Raw genomic sequence first — 16,797 nt, 5'->3', positions numbered from 1 at the left:
CGTCGTACAACGGAAAGAGGAGTCAACGCCTCATGGGTGTTCCCACTCTGAAGAACCTTCTGGAAGAGGGTGTTTCGGGTCGGGGAGTGCTGGTCCGCTCGGATTTCAACGTCCCGCTCGACGGGTCGACGATCACCGATCCCGGCCGCATCCTCGCCTCCCTGCCCACCCTCAACGCGCTCATCGACGCCGGTGCCAAGGTGATCATCACCGCGCACCTGGGTCGTCCGAAGGGCGAGCCCGACCCGAAGTTCTCGCTCGCGCCTGTCGCGGCGCGCCTCGGCGAGGAACTCGGCCGCAACGTGCAGCTCGCCGGTGACGTGGTCGGAACCGACGCGCTCGCCCGCGCGGAGGGTCTCACCGACGGCGACGTCCTGCTCCTGGAGAACATCCGCTTCGATCCGCGGGAGACCTCCAAGGACGACGCCGAACGCGAGAAGCTCGCCGAGGCCCTCGTCGAACTGGTCGGCGAGGACGGCGCGTTCGTGTCGGACGGCTTCGGAGTGGTCCACCGCAAGCAGGCCTCGGTCTACGACGTCGCCAAGCTCCTCCCGCACTACGCGGGAGAGCTGGTGGCGGCCGAGGTCGAGGTCCTGTCGAAGCTCACCGACGAGGTGACCCGCCCCTACGCGGTCGTCCTCGGCGGCTCGAAGGTCTCCGACAAGCTCGGGGTCATCGAGGCGTTGGCTCCCAAGGTCGACACGCTGGTCATCGGCGGCGGCATGGCGTTCACCTTCCTGGCCGCACAGGGCCATCCGGTGGGTACCTCGCTGCTGCAGGAGGACCAGATCGACGTCTGCAAGAGCCTGCTCGAGCGTTTCGGCGACGTCATCCACCTGCCCGTCGACGTGGTGGTGGCCGACAAGTTCGCCGCCGACGCCCAGGCGCAGACGGTGGCCGCCGACGCCATCCCCGACGGCTGGATGGGTCTCGACATCGGACCGGAGTCGGTGAAGCGATTCGCCGCGGTCCTCTCGGGTGCCCAGACCGTTTTCTGGAACGGTCCGTCCGGTGTGTTCGAGTTCGAGAAGTTCTCGGACGGCACCCGCGGGGTCGCGGAGGCCATCGCCGGTGCGACCGGCAACGGCGCGTTCACCGTGGTCGGTGGCGGCGACTCGGCCGCCGCGGTGCGGACCCTGGGTCTGCCCGACTCCGACTTCTCGCACATCTCCACCGGAGGTGGCGCATCGCTGGAGTACCTCGAGGGCAAGGAACTCCCCGGACTGAAGGTGCTGGAGAGCTGAACCATGGCAACTCGTAAACCGCTCATCGCGGGCAACTGGAAGATGAACCTCAACCACCTCGAGGCCATCGCGCTGGTTCAGAAGATCGCCTTCGCGTTGCCCGCGAAGTACTTCGACAAGGTCGACGTGACGGTGATCCCGCCGTTCACCGACATCCGCAGCGTGCAGACCGTCGTCGACGGCGACAAGCTCCTGCTCACCTACGGTGCGCAGGACCTGTCGCAGCACGACTCGGGTGCCTACACCGGCGAGATCAGCGGTGCCTTCCTCGCGAAGCTCGGCTGCACGTTCGTCGTCGTCGGCCACTCGGAGCGTCGGACCCTGCACGGTGAGACCGACGAGATCGTGCTGGCCAAGACCAAGGCCGCGCTCAAGCACGATCTCACCCCGATCGTCTGCATCGGCGAGGGGCTCGAGATCCGCGAGGCGGGTGAGCACGTCGCGTACAACGTGGCACAGCTCAAGGGCTCTCTCGCCGGCCTGTCGGCCGCCGAGATCGCCAAGACCGTCATCGCCTACGAGCCGGTCTGGGCCATCGGCACCGGCCGGGTGGCCGGCGCCGCCGACGCCCAGGAGGTCTGCAAGGCGATCCGCGAGACCCTCGCGGAGATCGCCGACGAGCAGACCGCGGCCTCGGTCCGCATCCTCTACGGCGGCTCGGTGAATGCCAAGAACGTCGGCGACATCGTCGGCCAGACCGACGTCGACGGTGCTCTCGTCGGCGGCGCGTCGCTGAAGTCGGACGAGTTCGCGACGCTGTCGGCGATCGCCGCGGGTGGCCCCTTGCCCTGACGGGTCACACCCACGCGTACACTGTGGCAGGTTGGTGTCGGCTCACGTCGGCACCACCTGCTACAGCTGTATCTCCAGGTGTTTACGGAAGGGCGTTTCGACTCGTGACTGTGCAAGGTGCACTCGACATCGGATTGATCGTGACCAGCGTGCTGCTGATCGTGCTCGTCCTGCTGCACCGCGGCAAGGGTGGCGGTCTGTCGTCGCTGTTCGGCGGCGGTGTCCAGTCCAGCCTGTCGGGTTCGAGCGTCGTCGAACGCAACCTCGACCGGCTGACCATCTTCGTCGGCCTCATCTGGGTGATCTTCATCGTCGGCGTGGGCGTCGACATCAAACTCTCCTGAGCTGGTTTCTGCTTCGGACCTCGGGCGACGCGTGATACGCGTCGCCCGATGCTTTCCCCGGGATGCCGGATGGCCCCGATCTCGGGATACTTGGTCGCATGAGTGAAACCGCCCCCTCCCGGGGAGCCCCGGCATCTCGTCCGTCCATGTCGATCGTCGACCACATCGTCGTCGACGACGAGGGCCGTGCACTCACCGAACCCTTGCGTGAGGACATCCGTCTGCTCGGCGGCATCCTCGGCGAGGTCGTCGCCGAACATTCCGGCACCGACGTCTTCGATCTCGTCGAATCAGCTCGTGTGGCCGCTTTCGGCGTGCGCCGCAACGAGATCGACCGCAACGAACTCGCGGAGATGTTCACCGACCTCGACGTGTCCACCGCGGTTCCGGTCATCCGCGCCTTCAGTCACTTCGCGTTGTTGGCCAACCTGGCCGAGGACATCCACCGCGAACGTCGCCGTGCCATCCACGTGCGAGCCGGTGACCCGCCGCAGAGGTCCAGCCTGGCCGCGACCTACCGGCAGCTCGCCGACGCCGGACTCGGCGACGAGGAGGTCGGCAAGGCACTCGCCGACGCCAACGTCGTGCCGGTCATCACCGCCCATCCCACCGAGACCCGGCGCCGCACGGTGTTCGAGGCGCAGAACCGGATCACCGAGCTGATGCGCTTCCGCGGCCGTACCGAACTGACCCCCGACGAGGACGCCGAGGTCACCGAGGCGATCCGGCGTCAGATCCTCACGCTGTGGCAGACCGCGCTCATCCGCCTCGAACGACTCACCATCCAGGACGAGATCCGTTCGGGGCTGCGCTATTACGACGCCTCGTTCTTCGACGTGGTGCCGGCCATCAACACCTCCGTGCGCGCCGCCCTGCGGTCGGCCTACCCCGGCGCGGGTCTCGCCGACGAGCCGATGATCCGCATGGGGTCCTGGATCGGCGGCGACCGCGACGGGAACCCGTTCGTGACCGCCGAGGTGGTCACCCTGGCGGCCACCCTGGCCGCCGAGACCGCGGTGGGACACCACCTCGCCGAACTCGAGAACCTCGCCCAGGAACTAAGCATGTCTGCGCGGCTGATCACCGGAACCGAACCGCTGCTCGAACTCGCCGGTGCCGACTCCGAGGACCCCGGCGCCGACGAGCCGTTTCGGCTCGCGTTGCGGCACATCCGATCCCGCCTCGCGGCGACCGCCAACCAGATGTTCGACGAGGACTTCCTCTCGTCGAGCGATCTGTTCCTCGGCGACGGCAAACCGCCCTACTCCGACGCCGCCGAGTTGCTCGTCGACCTCGACGTCATCGACGCGACCCTGCGGGTCAACAACGACGCCTCCATCGCCGACGACCGGCTCCTCACCCTCCGGGAATCGGTGCGCACGTTCGGCTTCCACCTGTCCGGGCTCGACATGCGGCAGAACTCCGACATGCACGAGGAAGTGGTCGCCGAACTCCTCGCCTGGGCAGGCGTGCACGGCGACTACGCCTCGCTCGACGAGGCGGAACGCGTCGAGATCCTGTCCGCCGAACTGCAGCGGCGCCGTCCGCTGACCAGTCCCGATGCGGAACTGAGCGAGCTGGCGACCAAGGAACTCGCGATCGTGCGGGCGGCCGCGAAGGCAGTCGCGACGTTCGGTCCGGAAGCGGTGCCCAACTACATCATCAGCATGTGCACCTCGGTGAGCGACATGCTCGAAGCGCTCATCCTGCTCAAGGAGGCCGGCCTCTACGACCCCGGCGCCGCCGGCGAGAACGACCCGCGCTCCACGGTGCGGGTCGTACCGCTGTTCGAGACGATCGAGGATCTGCAGCAGGGCGCTGCGACCCTGCTCGCCGTTCTCGAGGTGCCCTTCTACCGGGCGCTCGTGGAGTACCAGAACGGCATGCAGGAGATCATGCTCGGTTACTCCGACTCCAACAAGGACGGCGGGTACATGGCCGCCAACTGGGCGCTCTACCGCGCCGAACTCGACCTCGTGGAGGCGGCGTCCCGGTCGGGAATCCGGTTGCGGCTCTTTCACGGTCGCGGTGGAACCGTCGGCCGCGGCGGCGGCCCCAGCTACGACGCCATCCTCGCTCAGCCGCCCGGGGCGGTGCAGGGGTCGCTGCGCATCACCGAGCAGGGCGAGATCATCGCCGCCAAGTACGCCGAGCCGGTGACCGCCCGCCGCAACCTGGAGACACTGCTGGCCGCGACCATCGAATCGTCGCTGCTCGACGTCGAAGGTCTCGGCGACGAATCGGAGTCGGCGTACGAGATCATGGACGACATCGCCGCCAGGGCACGTGCGGCCTACAGCCGTCTCGTGCACGAGACACCGGGGTTCGTCGAGTACTTCACCACCTCCACGCCGTTGTCGGAGATCGGTGCCCTCAACATCGGCAGTCGTCCGGCGTCTCGTAAGCAGACCGAGAAGATCACCGATCTCCGCGCGATCCCATGGGTGCTGTCGTGGACGCAGTCGCGGGTGATGCTGCCGGGCTGGTACGGCACCGGTTCCGCGTTCGAGGAGTGGGTGGCCGACGACCCGACTCGCCTGGAGGCCCTGCAGCGCTACTACGAGAAGTGGCCGTTCTTCCGCACCGTCATGTCCAACATGGCGCAGGTGTTGGCGAAGTCCGACATGGGGCTGGCGCATCGCTACGCACAGCTCGTACCCGACGAGGAGCTGCGCGAGCAGGTGTTCGGAATGATCGTCGACGAGCACGAGCGCACGATCGGCATGTGCGCCAAGATCACCGGCATCGATGATCTGCTGCACGACAACGCGGCCCTCAAACGTTCGGTCTACAACCGATTCCCGTACCTCGAGCCGCTCAATCTGCTCCAGGTGGAGCTGCTGCGCCGGTTCCGCGCGGGGGAGGACACCCCGTTGTTGCGTCGCGGCATCCAGCTGACCATGAACGGTCTCGCGTCGGCGCTGCGCAACAGCGGTTAGCCTCGAGGAGCTGTGCTCAGCCGTAGTGGCAGACGTAACTGACGGCCTCGGTGACCTCGATGTCGAACGAGGAATCGCCGGGCACCGAGAACGAGGTGCCGGCGCCGTAGGGAGTCCAGTCCTCGCTGCCGGCGAGACGCACTCGGCAGGTGCCGGAGTGCAACTCCATGATCTCGGGTGCCCCGGTCCCGAAGTTCAGCGTCGCGGGCAAGATGACGCCGGCCGACTTGCGGGTCCCGTCGGCGAGGAGGAACGTGTGGCTCACGCACTTGCCGTCGAAGTAGACGTTGGCGCGCGGGTCGAGCGTCACGTTCGCGTAGGTCGAGGTCTCGGTCACGATCACCGAGCCTAGCGTGAAGCTATGAAATCACGTGATCTGGGAGGCGGCATCCTCGTCGAGGAACCACATGGTCTCGTCGGTGCCGCGGGCGCCGGCGCACGGCCAGTCGGCCGGGTCGGCACCGCGATGCGCGGCGGCGACGGCTTCGGCCTTGTCGCCGCCGGCGACGAGGAACCACACGTTGCGGGACCGATTGACCACCGGCAGGGTCAGGGTGATCCGACGGGGCGGCGGCTTGGGGGAATCCTGCACGGCGACAACCGATTTCTCGGTCTCCGCGGTGGCTGCGGTGTGCGGGAAGAGGGAGTTGATGTGGCCCTCGCCGCCCATGCCGAGCAGGTGCAGATCGAAATGCGGTGCCACGCCGTCCGACGACCGTCCGGCCAGGATCGCCGCGTAATCGGCTGCGGCAGCCTCGATGTCGTCGCCGAGCGGGCCGTCGGACGGGGCCATCGGGAACACCCGCGACGGATCCACCGGCACCTTGTCGAGCAGGGCCTCACGCGCCTGACCGGAGTTGCGTTCCGGGTCGTCGGCGGGCACGAAACGGTCGTCGCCCCAGTACACGTCGACCCGCGACCAGTCGATGGTGCCGCTGTCGGCGGCGAGCGCCGACAGGATCGCGATGCCGTTGCTGCCGCCGGTGAGCACGATGCTCGCGTCCCCGCGTTCGGCCTGTGCGCGGGTCACCAGGTCGACGAAGCGCGCGGCCGCGGTGGCGACGAGTTCCGGCTTGGACTCGAAGACGAGCGTCTCGACAGCGGTCATGGTGTGAGAACTCCTTCGTTCGTGTCGATGAAGTCGACCCCGGGGACACCCCGCAAGGCGACGGCATAGACCTCGTCGGTGTCGAGGCGCCGGAGCTCCTCGGCGATGCACACGGGTAGGTCGCGGTGGCCCATCGCGATTCGGCCGTCGGGCTTGCCCGGCATCGTCAGCACCGCGTTGTTGCCCTCGTCCACGGCGAGGATCGTCGGACCCTCGTCGCGGTGAAGACGGATCTCGAAACTCCCGCGACGGCGCCGCGTGGGTACGTCGAGCGCCGAATGCAACCACCCGGCGATGAGGTCCACCGCCGGGGAATCGTGCGCGCCCGTGACGTCCACCGCGGTGATGCGCGAATGCGGCGGACGGTCGACCGCCGAGGCGAGGATGGCCCGCCAGTGCGTGATGCGCGACCACGCGATGTCGGTGTCGCCGGGGGAGTATGTCTCGAGGCGGCGCGCGAGCACCGTGGCCGGATCGGCGTCCTTCGTGGCATCGAGGATGCGACGGTGACCGAGCCTGCCGAGGGGATCGTCCGCGGGGCGTGCGGGGCCTTCGCCGGGCCACCACGTGACGACGGGGGTGTCCGGCAACAGGAACGGTGTGACGACGCTCGCCGGTTCGTCGGCGAGCGCGCCGTACAGCGACAGCACCACGACTTCCGACGCGCCGGCGTCCCCGCCCACGCGAATCTGTGCGTCGAGGCGCGAATTCCCTTCGCGGGTACCGTGATACACGACGATGACGCGGCTGGGGTGCTCGCGGCTGGCACCGATGACGGCCTCGATGGCGCCCTCCATCGGTTCGCCCTGTTCGACGCAGACGACCAGGGTGAGCACGCGACCGAGACTGAGCGCGCCGCCGGCCGCCCGCACCTCGATGATCCTCTTCGCGACACTTCGGGTGTCCGTGTCGGGCAGCTCGACGATCATCGCGGATCCTCCTGGAGGGGCTGGGCGGTGGACATCAGGGCCGGCGCCACGCGCGTCCCACGCGGGCCATCATCTCGTCCGCCGACGGCGGACCCCAGGTTCCCGACTCGTAGGTGTCGGGGGAGTCCTCGGCGGCCCACTGTTCGAGCACGGGATCGAGGATCTTCCACGACAATTCGACTTCCTCGTTGACCGGGAACAGTGACGGCACGCCGAGTAGGACGTCGAGGATGAGGCGCTCGTATGCCTCCGGGGACGCCTCGGTGAACGCGGTGCCGTAGCTGAAGTCCATGTTCACGTCGCGGACCTCCATGCTGGAGCCCGGCACCTTGGATCCGAAGCGCAGGGTGATGCCCTCGTCGGGCTGCACCCGGATGACCAGCGCGTTCTGGCTGAGCTCCTCGGTCATCGTCTGGTCGAACGGCAGATGCGGGGCGCGCTTGAAGACCAGCGCGATCTCGGTGACGCGCCGGCCGAGACGCTTGCCGGTCCGCAGGTAGAACGGCACACCCGCCCAGCGACGGGAGTCGACCTCGAGGGCGATCGCGGCAAAGGTCTCGGTCTTGGAGTCCTTGGCGAAGCCGTCCTCCTCTTTGAGCCCGGCCACCTTCTCGCTGCCCTGCCAGCCCGGACCGTACTGGCCGCGGGCGGTGTTCTGATCGATCGGCAGGACGTTGCGAGTGGCCGCCAGGACCTTGATCTTCTCGGCCTGTAACTGCTTGGGCTCGAAGGAGATCGGTTCCTCCATCGCCACCAGGGCCATCAGCTGCAGCAGATGGTTCTGGATGACGTCGCGTGCGGCACCGATGCCGTCGTAGTAGCCGGCCCGCCCACCGATGCCGATGTCCTCGGCCATCGTGATCTGGACGTGGTCGACGTAGTGCGAACTCCACAGCGGGTCGAACAGCTGGTTGGCGAAGCGCAGCGCCAGGATGTTCTGCACCGTCTCCTTGCCCAGGTAGTGGTCGATGCGGAACACCGACGACTCCGGGAAGACGTTGTTGACGATGGCGTTGAGTTCGCGGGCCGACTCGAGATCGTGGCCGAACGGCTTCTCGATGACCACGCGGCGCCAACTGTCGCCGTCCGGTGTCGCCAGCCCGCTGCGCTCGAGCTGTTCACACACCGTCGGGAACGCCTTGGGCGGGATCGACAGGTAGAACGCGTGATTGCCGTCCGTGCCGCGTTCGTCGTCGAGCGACTTGAGGGTGTCGCACAAGTTGTCGAACGCGGCGTCGTCGTCGAAATCGCCCTGCACGAAGCGGAAACCCTCCGCGAGGCGCTCCCACACCTCCTCGCGGAAGCCCGTGCGGGCGTGTTCCCGCACGGCGTCGTGCACGATCGCCCCGAAGTCCTCGTCGGTCCAGTCGCGTCGGGCGAAACCGACGAGAGCGAACGACGGGGGGAGCAGGCCGCGGTTGGCGAGGTCGTAGACCGCAGGCATCAACTTCTTGCGTGCCAGGTCACCGGTGACGCCGAAGATGATCAGACTGCACGGACCCGCGATGCGGGGCAGCCGTTTGTCCTGTGGGTCACGGAGCGGATTGGTCCAAGAACCGGGTCCCACTGAATCCTCACCGGCGGCCACGACGGCCTCAGCCCTTGATCGCCGCGGACAACTGCTCGGCGGTCGCGTTGAGCAGGTCGTTCCAGGCGTCCTCGAACTTGCTCACGCCCTCCTCCTCGAGGACCTTGAAGACATCGACCGTGTCGACGCCGAGCGCCGCGATCTTGTCGAAGACCTCCTGCGACTCCTGCGCGAGACCGATGATCGAGCCGGTGTTGACCCAACCGTGGTCGGCGAAGGCGTCCATCGTCTTGCCCGGCATGGTGTTGACCGTGTTGGGCGCGACGAGCTCGCTGACGTACAGGGTGTCCGGGTAGTCCGGGTTCTTCACGCCGGTCGACGCCCAGAGCGCGCGCTGCGGGCGAGCGCCCTTGGCGAGGAGGTCCGGGAAGCGCGACTCGACCTCGAAGACCTGCTGGTAGGCCGAGTAGGCGAGACGGGCGTTGGCCAGCGCCGCCTTGCCCTTCAGCTCGGTGGCCTCCGGGGTGCCGATGGCGTCGAGGCGCTTGTCGATCTCGGTGTCGACGCGGGAGACGAAGAACGACGCCACCGAGTGGATGTTCGACAGGTCGTGGCCGGCTTCCGCGGCGGCGTCGAGGCCGTCGAGGTAGGCGTCCATGACCTCCTTGTAGCGCTCGACCGAGAAGATCAGCGTCACGTTGACGCTGATGCCCTCGGCGATGACCCGGGTGATCGCCGGGAGTCCGGCCTTGGTGGCCGGGATCTTGATCAGCAGGTTCGGGCGGTCCACGATCTTCCACAGCTCGATGGCCTGGGCGACCGTGGCGTCGGTGTCGTGCGCCAGACGGGGATCGACCTCGATGGACACCCGGCCGTCGACGCCGTCGGACTCCTCGTGCACCGGGGCCAGTACGTCGCAGGCGTCGCGGACGTCATCGGTGGTCACCGTGCGGATGGTGCCGTCGACATCGGTGCCGCGGGCGGCCAGCTCGGTGACCTGTGCGTTGTAGGCGGTGCCCTTCGACAGTGCCGCCTGGAAGATCGACGGGTTGGTGGTCACGCCGACCACCGACTTGGTCGAGATCAGTTCGGCGAGATCACCGGAGGTGATCAGGTCCCGGGACAGGTCGTCCAGCCACACCGAGACACCGGCGGCGGACAGTTCGGCGAGCTTCTCGTTCTGGGTCACGATTCTCTCCTTGATGAGTGTGGATGAGCCGGTGTCGTGGGCGGCCGGTCAGCCGGCGACGACTCGTTCGGCGGCGGCGGTGACCGCCTCTGCGGTGATCCCGAACTTGGTGAAGAGCACCTTGTAGTCGGCCGACGCGCCGAAGTGCTCGATGCCGACGATCTCGCCGCCGGCACCGACGATCCGGTACCACGGCATCGCGATGCCGGCCTCGACGGCGACACGCGGAACCGAGGGAGGCAGCACGTGGTCCCGGTACCCCTTGGGCTGCTCGTCGAACCACTCGACACACGGCATCGACACGACGCGGGCCTTGATTCCCTTGTCGGCCAAGGCCTTCTGTGCCTCGACCGCCAGGTGCACCTCGGAACCGGTGCCGATCAGCACGACCTGCGGGTCGCCCTCGGAATCGCTGAGCACGTAGCCGCCGTTGGCGACGCCCTGCGCCGAGGTGCCCTCCAGGATCGGGACGTTCTGGCGGGTGAGCGCCAGACCGACCGGGTGGTTGCGCCGGGTCAGCAGGTGCGCCCATGCGTGAGCGGTCTCGTTGGCATCGGCGGGACGCACGACGTCGAGGTTCGGGATCGCGCGCAGTGCGGCCAGGTGCTCGATCGGCTGGTGGGTCGGGCCGTCCTCGCCGAGACCGATGGAGTCGTGGGTCCAGACGTAGATCGGGTCGATCTCCATCAGCGCGGCCAGGCGCACGGCCGGACGCATGTAGTCGGCGAACTGCAGGAAGGTGCCGCCGTAGGCGCGGGTCGGGCCGTGCAGGGCGATGCCCGACAGGATCGAACCCATCGCGTGCTCGCGGACACCGAAGTGCAGGGTGCGGCCATACGGGTTGGCCGACCACTTCTTGGTGCTGATCGACGTCGGGCCGAACGAGGGCTCGCCGTCCATCGTGGTGTTGTTCGAGCCGGCGAGGTCGGCGGAACCGCCCCACAGCTCGGGAAGGACGGGCGCGAGGGCGCCGAGGACCTTGCCCGACGCGCTGCGCGTGGCCACGTCCTTGTCGCCGACGTTCCAGGTCGGCAGCTGCTCGGTCCAGCCCTCCGGGAGCTCATGGGCGGTCAGGCGATCGAACAGTGCCTTGGCGTCGGGGTTCTTCTCGGCCCACGCGTCGAACGATGCGGTCCAGGCCTTGCGCTCCTCGGCGCCGCGGTCGACGAGTTTGCGGGTGTGCGCGATGACCTCGTCGGTGACCTCGAAGTTCTTCTCCGGGTCGAAGCCGAGGACCTTCTTGGTGGCGGCGACCTCGTCCTCGCCGAGTGCGGCGCCATGAGCCATGCCGGTGTTCATCATGTTGGGCGCCGGGTAGCCGATGATGGTGCGCAGGCAGATGATCGACGGACGGTCGACGACCTCCTGGGCGGCCTTGATCGCGGCCTCGATGGCCACGACGTCCTCGCCGCCCTCGACGGTCTGGACGTGCCAGCCGTACGCCTCGTAGCGCTTGGCGACGTCCTCGGACAGGGCGATGTCGGTGTCGTCCTCGATCGAGATCTGGTTCTGGTCGTAGAACACGATCAGGTTGCCGAGCTGCTGGGTGCCGGCGAGTGAGCTCGCCTCGGAGGTGACGCCCTCCTCGATGTCACCGTCGGAGGCGATCACGTAGATGTAGTGGTCGAACGGGCTCGCGCCGACCGCGGCATCAGGGTCGAACAGGCCGCGCTCGCGGCGGGCGGCCATCGCCATGCCGACCGACGAGGCGAGACCCTGACCGAGCGGCCCGGTGGTGATCTCGACGCCGCGGGTGTGGCGGAACTCCGGGTGACCCGGGGTCAGCGAATCCCAGGTGCGCAGCGCCTCGATGTCCTCGAGCTCGAGACCGAAGCCACCGAGGTACAGCTGGATGTAGAGGGTCAGGCTGGAATGTCCGCACGAGAGCACGAAGCGGTCGCGGCCGGCCCAGTCGGTGTCGGTGGGATCGTGACGCATGACGCGCTGGAAGAGCGTGTAGGCCAGGGGGGCGAGGCTCATCGCGGTGCCGGGATGACCACTGCCACACTTCTGCACCGCATCGGCGGCCAGCAGGCGGGCCGTGTCGACGGCCCGGGTGTCGAGGTCGCTCCAGTCGTCCGGATGGCGAGGGGTGGTCAGTGCGCGGATCTCATCTGTGTCGGCCACGATGGTGATTGTCTCCTGTGCCTGCTCGGGTTTTCGGCGCGTTCGGGTCCAGAGTAATCGGCCGCGAGGGTGCCCTGCGCGCCGACCGAAACTTACCGCCCGGTTCGCCGATCGGCGCCGGTCGCGGGCTCGGCCACGACGCGATTACGGTTCGCGAAGGCAAACGTCTACCATGCTCTGTAGTAGCCCGCGGCGATCTGTGCGGGCGGACGAGGAGTGTTCGTGAGGATAGGGGAGCGTGTGAGCGGAGACCATCCCGCCGCATCCCACTCGACCGACACCGCATCACCGCAGGTCTCGACCGAGCCGGTCCTGCCGGCGGATCTGACGTGGGCCGGACGTGTGCGCGCGACGGTGCTCGCCTATGTCGCGCTCACCAAACCGCGGGTCATCGAGCTGCTGCTGGTGGCGACGATCCCGGTGATGCTGCAGGCCGATCGCGGCCATGTCGACATCGCCGTCATCGCCTTCACCCTGATCGGTGGCTGGCTCGGCGCCGGCAGCGCGAACACCCTCAACATGGTCGTCGACGCCGACATCGACAAGAAGATGAAGCGCACCGAGCGCCGACCGCTCGCCCGGCGCGCGGTGGCCACACGGAGTGCGCTGATCTTCGGTCTCGTGCTCTGGGCCGCCTCGTTCGCGGTGCTGTACTTCGCCGCGAACCTGCTGTCCTCGCTGCTCGTCTCGGCGACGATCATCTTCTACGTCGGCGTCTACACGATGATCCTCAAGCGCCGCACCTGGCAGAACGTGGTGTGGGGCGGCGCCGCCGGATGCATGCCGACGCTCGTCGGCTGGGCAGCGGTGACCGGCTCACTCAGCTGGCAGCCGATCGTGCTGTTCCTGGTCATCTTCTTCTGGACCCCGCCACACACCTGGGCGCTGGCGATGCGCTACAAGGAGGACTACAAGGCGGCCGGCGTGCCGATGCTCCCGGTCATCGCGACCGAGGAACGCGTCACCAGGCAGATGCTGGTCTACACGTGGCTGACCGTCGTCACCTCGCTGGCCCTGATCCCGGCGACGAGCTGGATCTACACGGTGATCGCGCTGGTCGCCGGCGGCTGGTTCCTCGAGCGGGTCACCAAGCTCTACCGCGACACCAAGCGCGGCGCCGAGGTGAAACCCCTCAAGGTGTTCCTGCAGTCCAACGAGTACCTGGCGATCGTCTTCTGCGGTCTCGCGGTCGACGCGGTCGTCGGCCTGCAGACGATCTCGTCGTACTTCTGATCTCCGTTCGCCGCCGCCGTCAGGAATCCGAGGGCAGCAGCACCGTCGTACCCGTCGTCTTGCGGGCTTCGAGATCTGCATGGGCCTGTGCGGCGTCGGCCAGGCGGTAACGCTGTCCCACCCGCACGTCCACGTCGCCGTCGAGGATGGCCTCGAAGTACTCGCCGGCCCGCCAGTTCAGTTCCTCCGGCGTCGCGGTGAAGTGCGCCAGGGTGGGTCGTGTCACCGCCAGCGAACCGGCCGGGTTGAGGCGCTGCAGATCGAACGGCGGCACCGGTCCACTCGACGCCCCGAACAGCACGATGATGCCGCGGACCGCCGTGGCGGCCAGCGACTGCTCGAAGGTGTCCGCGCCGACGCCGTCGTAGACCACCGGGACACCGAGGCCGTCGGTGAGTTCCCGGACGCGCGCGGCCAGGTCGTCCCCGTACCGCAACACATGGTCGGCGCCGGCCTGCCGGGACAGGTCCGCCTTCTCGTCGGAGGACACCGTCGTGATCACCCGCAGTCCATGACGTTTGGCCATCTGGGTGAGGATCAGCCCGACCCCGCCGGCCCCCGCGTGGATCAGCACGGTGTCCTCCGGATGAGGGTGGGCGCTGCCGTCGAGCAGGTAGTGGGCAGTGAGACCCCGGAGCAGCGACGAACCGGCGATCGCGTCGTCGACACCGTCGGGCACGACCACCGCCTGCGCGGCGGGGACCGCGACGAGCTCGGCATACGACGCAGGCGCGGCGCACCAGGCGACCCGCTGTCCCACCTCGAAGCCGGTGACCTCCGGACCCACGGAGATGATCTCGCCGGCACCCTCGGTGCCCGGGATGTACGGCGGGATCGACGGGTACAGGCCCCGCCGGAGATAGGTGTCGATGTAGTTCACGCCCACCGCGGAGGTCCGGACGATCACCTCGTCGGCGGCCGGGATGGGGTCGTCGACGGTACCGAAAGCCAGGACGTCCGGGCCGCCGTGACGGGTCACCTGTATCGCACGCACGACACCGTTCTACACGCCGAACAGGCCGGATGTGACGCCCATCCCGGTATCGGGAGCGCTCTGCGCTCACCGGTATGCTGAGCGTCATGACTGACAGTGCCGCCACCGACACCACCGCAACGCCGACGGTTCAGGCCCCGGGCGATGTCGTCGCCTCGGTGAAGAAGTTCGTCGCCCGTGAGGGCGGCAGCGCCAAGGTCGTCCTGCAGGCGATCGGTGCGGCCGGTGTCCGTATCACGCTCGTCGGTGACGCCGGTGGAGTCCTCGGCGACCGGGTGGTCCCCGACCTCGCCACCGCCCAGGCCGTCGTCGACGCCGTCGATGGCCTCGAGATCGCCGAGTGGGACCGTGACCTCACCTCGGAGACCACCGTCAAGCCGTCGCATTACCGCAAGATGGCCGGCTGGGTCGCCCGGCAGAAGCGCTTCCCGAAGCCGCGCAACCGCGCGATCCTCTGACGCGGCCGTCCACCCCGTACACGAGAACGACCCCCGACGTGCACATCGTCGGGGGTCGTTCTCGTTGTGGGCGGGGACTCAGGCAGCGTCGACGCGCGGCTGATCGGTCGCCCGCGCGACCAGCACCTGCCAGGTCGCGCCGATGAGCAGCAGCGCGCTGCCGAACATGTGCGCGATGACGAGCGCGACGGGGAGATCGGTCGCGAACTGGACGAATCCGATCACACCCTGCAGTGCGAGCAGCGCCACGAAGACCAGCGCCGAGCGCTGCTGCGGACGCGCGAACACGCGGGCGTACACGAGTGCGGCCAGGCCCAGACCGACCAGGACGAACACCGCGTCGGCGTGGAGCTGGGTGGCGTTGTCGGGGTCGAGTCCGTTCCGTGGGGCGTCGACGTCGCCGGCGTGCGGACCGGAACCCGTGACCACCGTGCCGAGATAGATCGTCACCCAGGTCACCACATAGATCAGCCAGGCGAGGTAGACCCCGAGCCGGCGCGTGGCCGACGCGGGGACATCGGCGTCGACGGCGGCGGGTTCGGCGGGCGTCGGGTAGGGCCGCAGCCGATAGACCAGGACGGTTGCGGCCGACACGAGCGCCATCGACAGCAGGAAGTGCAGGGCGACGACCCAGGGGTTGAGGTCGGTGAGGACGGTGATCCCGCCGATCACGCCCTGGAACGGGATGCCCAGCGCGATCAGGGTGACCGTCCACTTGTCGCGGCGCGCCGACCCGGCGTAGCGGAGCACCGCGACCCAGGCGGCGATCGCGATGATGATCAGCACCCAGGTGAGCATCCGGTTGCCGAACTCGATGGCTCCGTGAATGCCCAGTTCCTCGTGCGGGACGAAGGAGTTGTCGGTGCATCGCGGCCAGGTCGGACAACCGAGACCGGAACCGGTCACCCGAACCGCGCCGCCGGTGGCGACGATGCCGACGTTCGACACGAGCAGGGCGATCGCCCAGCGGTGGACGAAGCGGATCGTCGGCCGGCCGAATCCGGGTATGAACCGCCAGACCCCACGCGCCGCCGGCCGGGGGTCGCGCTCGGCGGGAGCCGGGTCGTCGGGTCGTGTCGAAGAAGTCTGCGACGTCGTCATCGGAATCGGAACCACCTCACGGCCAAGGTGCCGGCCACTGCGGCCCACACCAGCAAGACGCCCACCCCGAAGGCGTCGAACGAACCTCGTGCGGCCATCTCCAGGGCCTCACTGAGCGCACCCGAGGGGATGCACCGTGCAAGGGTGTGCACGGGGCCGGGCACGTTGGAATCGACGACCACGAGGCTGCCGAGACCGATGAACGCGAACCACAGCAGGTTCGCCAGGGCCAGGACGACCTCGGCCTTGAGCGTGCCGCCCAGCAGCAGGCCGAGGGTGGCGAAGCAGGCGGTGCCGATGGTGATCACCAGGGCGCCGATGAGCAGGCCGAGCGCGTCGGGCCGCCAGCCGAAGGCGAATCCGATGGCGCCCAGGATGACCGACTGCAGGGCCACCACGATCAGCACCGCCACCGATTTCCCGACGATGATGCCCCACCTCGGGATCGGTGTGGCGCCCAACCGTTTCAGCGCGCCGTAGCGCCGGTCGAAGCCGACGGCGATCGCCTGGCCGGTGAACGCCGTCGACATCACGGCGACCGTCAGGATCGCCGGGACGAAGAGCGTGGCGCGCTCGGCCGGACCGTCGCCGAAGGTCGTGTTGATGGGCAGCAGGCACAACCCGATGAGCAAGGTGATCGGGATGAACATGGTGAGCAGCAACTGCTCACCGTTGCGGAGCAGGAGCTTGAGCTCGAGAGCGGACTGGGCGACGATCATCGCCGTCAGGGATGCCGGGCGCGGCGCGGGACGGAACATGCCCTCGGCGAAGAGGGCCGTCTGGGGAGCGGGGGAGTTCACTGTGGGGCTGT

Annotated in this window: 15 protein-coding genes; 6 read left to right on the top strand and 9 right to left on the bottom strand. The window is 68.2% G+C overall.

Going from position 1 to position 16,797, the window contains the following annotated elements:
- Positions 1-32: 32 nt before the first annotated feature.
- The 4 genes from NWF34_RS00160 to ppc all read left to right on the top strand — a co-directional run bounded on the left by NWF34_RS00160 (position 33) and on the right by ppc (position 5,319).
- Positions 33-1,244, top strand: coding sequence for a phosphoglycerate kinase (locus NWF34_RS00160; RefSeq protein WP_258323973.1), 1,212 nt, complete (start codon positions 33-35; stop codon positions 1,242-1,244).
- A 3-nt stretch (positions 1,245-1,247) separates the two neighbouring features.
- A complete protein-coding gene (gene tpiA, locus NWF34_RS00155; RefSeq protein WP_006436275.1) occupies positions 1,248-2,036 on the top strand; it encodes a triose-phosphate isomerase in 789 nt (262 codons plus the stop codon).
- A gap of 110 nt (positions 2,037-2,146) precedes the next feature.
- On the top strand, positions 2,147-2,380 hold the full coding sequence (gene secG, locus NWF34_RS00150; protein WP_006357231.1) for a preprotein translocase subunit SecG: 234 nt from the start codon (positions 2,147-2,149) through the stop codon (positions 2,378-2,380).
- A gap of 98 nt (positions 2,381-2,478) precedes the next feature.
- A complete protein-coding gene (ppc, locus tag NWF34_RS00145; protein ID WP_258323972.1) occupies positions 2,479-5,319 on the top strand; it encodes a phosphoenolpyruvate carboxylase in 2,841 nt (946 codons plus the stop codon).
- A gap of 16 nt (positions 5,320-5,335) precedes the next feature.
- Here the strand turns inward: ppc and NWF34_RS00140 are convergent, their stop codons facing one another.
- The 6 genes from NWF34_RS00140 to tkt are packed head-to-tail and all read right to left on the bottom strand — an operon-like array spanning position 5,336 to position 12,200.
- On the bottom strand, positions 5,336-5,662 hold the full coding sequence (locus NWF34_RS00140) for a pyrimidine/purine nucleoside phosphorylase (RefSeq protein WP_258323971.1): 327 nt from the start codon (positions 5,660-5,662) through the stop codon (positions 5,336-5,338).
- 24 nt (positions 5,663-5,686) lie between these two features.
- Entirely contained in the window at positions 5,687-6,427 is a 741-nt protein-coding gene (pgl, locus tag NWF34_RS00135) for a 6-phosphogluconolactonase (protein ID WP_258323970.1), read from the bottom strand.
- Entirely contained in the window at positions 6,424-7,356 is a 933-nt protein-coding gene (locus NWF34_RS00130; protein WP_258323969.1) for a glucose-6-phosphate dehydrogenase assembly protein OpcA, read from the bottom strand. Before NWF34_RS00130 ends, pgl begins: the two co-directional genes overlap by 4 nt.
- A gap of 34 nt (positions 7,357-7,390) precedes the next feature.
- Positions 7,391-8,944, bottom strand: a complete 1,554-nt coding sequence (zwf, locus tag NWF34_RS00125; protein WP_258323968.1) for a glucose-6-phosphate dehydrogenase — start codon at positions 8,942-8,944, stop codon at positions 7,391-7,393.
- 7 nt (positions 8,945-8,951) lie between these two features.
- Complete coding sequence (tal, locus tag NWF34_RS00120) at positions 8,952-10,073, bottom strand: transaldolase (protein ID WP_258323967.1); 1,122 nt, start codon at positions 10,071-10,073, stop codon at positions 8,952-8,954.
- A 48-nt stretch (positions 10,074-10,121) separates the two neighbouring features.
- Positions 10,122-12,200, bottom strand: a complete 2,079-nt coding sequence (tkt, locus tag NWF34_RS00115; protein WP_258323966.1) for a transketolase — start codon at positions 12,198-12,200, stop codon at positions 10,122-10,124.
- 240 nt (positions 12,201-12,440) lie between these two features.
- Between tkt and NWF34_RS00110 the strand changes: the two genes are divergently transcribed.
- Positions 12,441-13,433: a heme o synthase gene (locus NWF34_RS00110; RefSeq protein WP_182156099.1), complete on the top strand. Its 993-nt coding sequence runs from the start codon at positions 12,441-12,443 to the stop codon at positions 13,431-13,433.
- Positions 13,434-13,452: 19 nt separating this feature from the next.
- On the opposite strand, the gene NWF34_RS00105 is transcribed toward NWF34_RS00110, so the two are convergent.
- The gene (locus tag NWF34_RS00105) at positions 13,453-14,427 is read right to left on the bottom strand and encodes a quinone oxidoreductase (RefSeq protein ID WP_258323965.1); all 975 of its coding nucleotides are present in this window, start codon (positions 14,425-14,427) and stop codon (positions 13,453-13,455) included.
- A gap of 74 nt (positions 14,428-14,501) precedes the next feature.
- On the opposite strand from NWF34_RS00105, the gene NWF34_RS00100 reads away from it, so the two are divergent.
- Entirely contained in the window at positions 14,502-14,885 is a 384-nt protein-coding gene (locus NWF34_RS00100; protein ID WP_258323964.1) for a hypothetical protein, read from the top strand.
- Between the two features lie 78 nt (positions 14,886-14,963).
- Here NWF34_RS00100 and NWF34_RS00095 read toward each other — a convergent pair whose 3' ends face one another.
- Together NWF34_RS00095 and NWF34_RS00090 are read right to left on the bottom strand one after the other, a co-directional pair.
- Positions 14,964-15,986, bottom strand: a complete 1,023-nt coding sequence (locus NWF34_RS00095) for a heme A synthase (protein WP_258323963.1) — start codon at positions 15,984-15,986, stop codon at positions 14,964-14,966.
- A complete protein-coding gene (locus NWF34_RS00090; protein WP_375295608.1) occupies positions 15,983-16,786 on the bottom strand; it encodes an ABC transporter permease in 804 nt (267 codons plus the stop codon). The genes NWF34_RS00095 and NWF34_RS00090 overlap by 4 nt, the downstream gene beginning before the upstream one ends.
- Between the last annotated feature and the right edge of the window lie 11 nt (positions 16,787-16,797).

The sequence above is a fragment of the Gordonia sp. GONU genome, from assembly GCF_024733855.1.
Taxonomy (GTDB): domain Bacteria; phylum Actinomycetota; class Actinomycetes; order Mycobacteriales; family Mycobacteriaceae; genus Gordonia; species Gordonia amicalis.
The sequence above is the reverse complement of the archived record's forward strand: the minus strand, read 5'-3'. Positions and strand labels throughout refer to the sequence as shown.

Excerpts from the sequence above, each read along its gene's own strand:
- ppc (WP_258323972.1), top strand. The coding sequence starts at position 2,479 with ATGAGTGAAACCGCCCCCTCCCGGGGAGCCCCGGCATCTCGTCCGTCC.
- NWF34_RS00095 (WP_258323963.1), bottom strand. The coding sequence starts at position 15,986 with ATGACGACGTCGCAGACTTCTTCGACACGACCCGACGACCCGGCTCCC.
- pgl (WP_258323970.1), bottom strand. The coding sequence starts at position 6,427 with ATGACCGCTGTCGAGACGCTCGTCTTCGAGTCCAAGCCGGAACTCGTC.
- tpiA (WP_006436275.1), top strand. The coding sequence starts at position 1,248 with ATGGCAACTCGTAAACCGCTCATCGCGGGCAACTGGAAGATGAACCTC.
- NWF34_RS00100 (WP_258323964.1), top strand. The coding sequence starts at position 14,502 with ATGCTGAGCGTCATGACTGACAGTGCCGCCACCGACACCACCGCAACG.
- NWF34_RS00130 (WP_258323969.1), bottom strand. The coding sequence starts at position 7,356 with ATGATCGTCGAGCTGCCCGACACGGACACCCGAAGTGTCGCGAAGAGG.
- NWF34_RS00160 (WP_258323973.1), top strand. The coding sequence starts at position 33 with ATGGGTGTTCCCACTCTGAAGAACCTTCTGGAAGAGGGTGTTTCGGGT.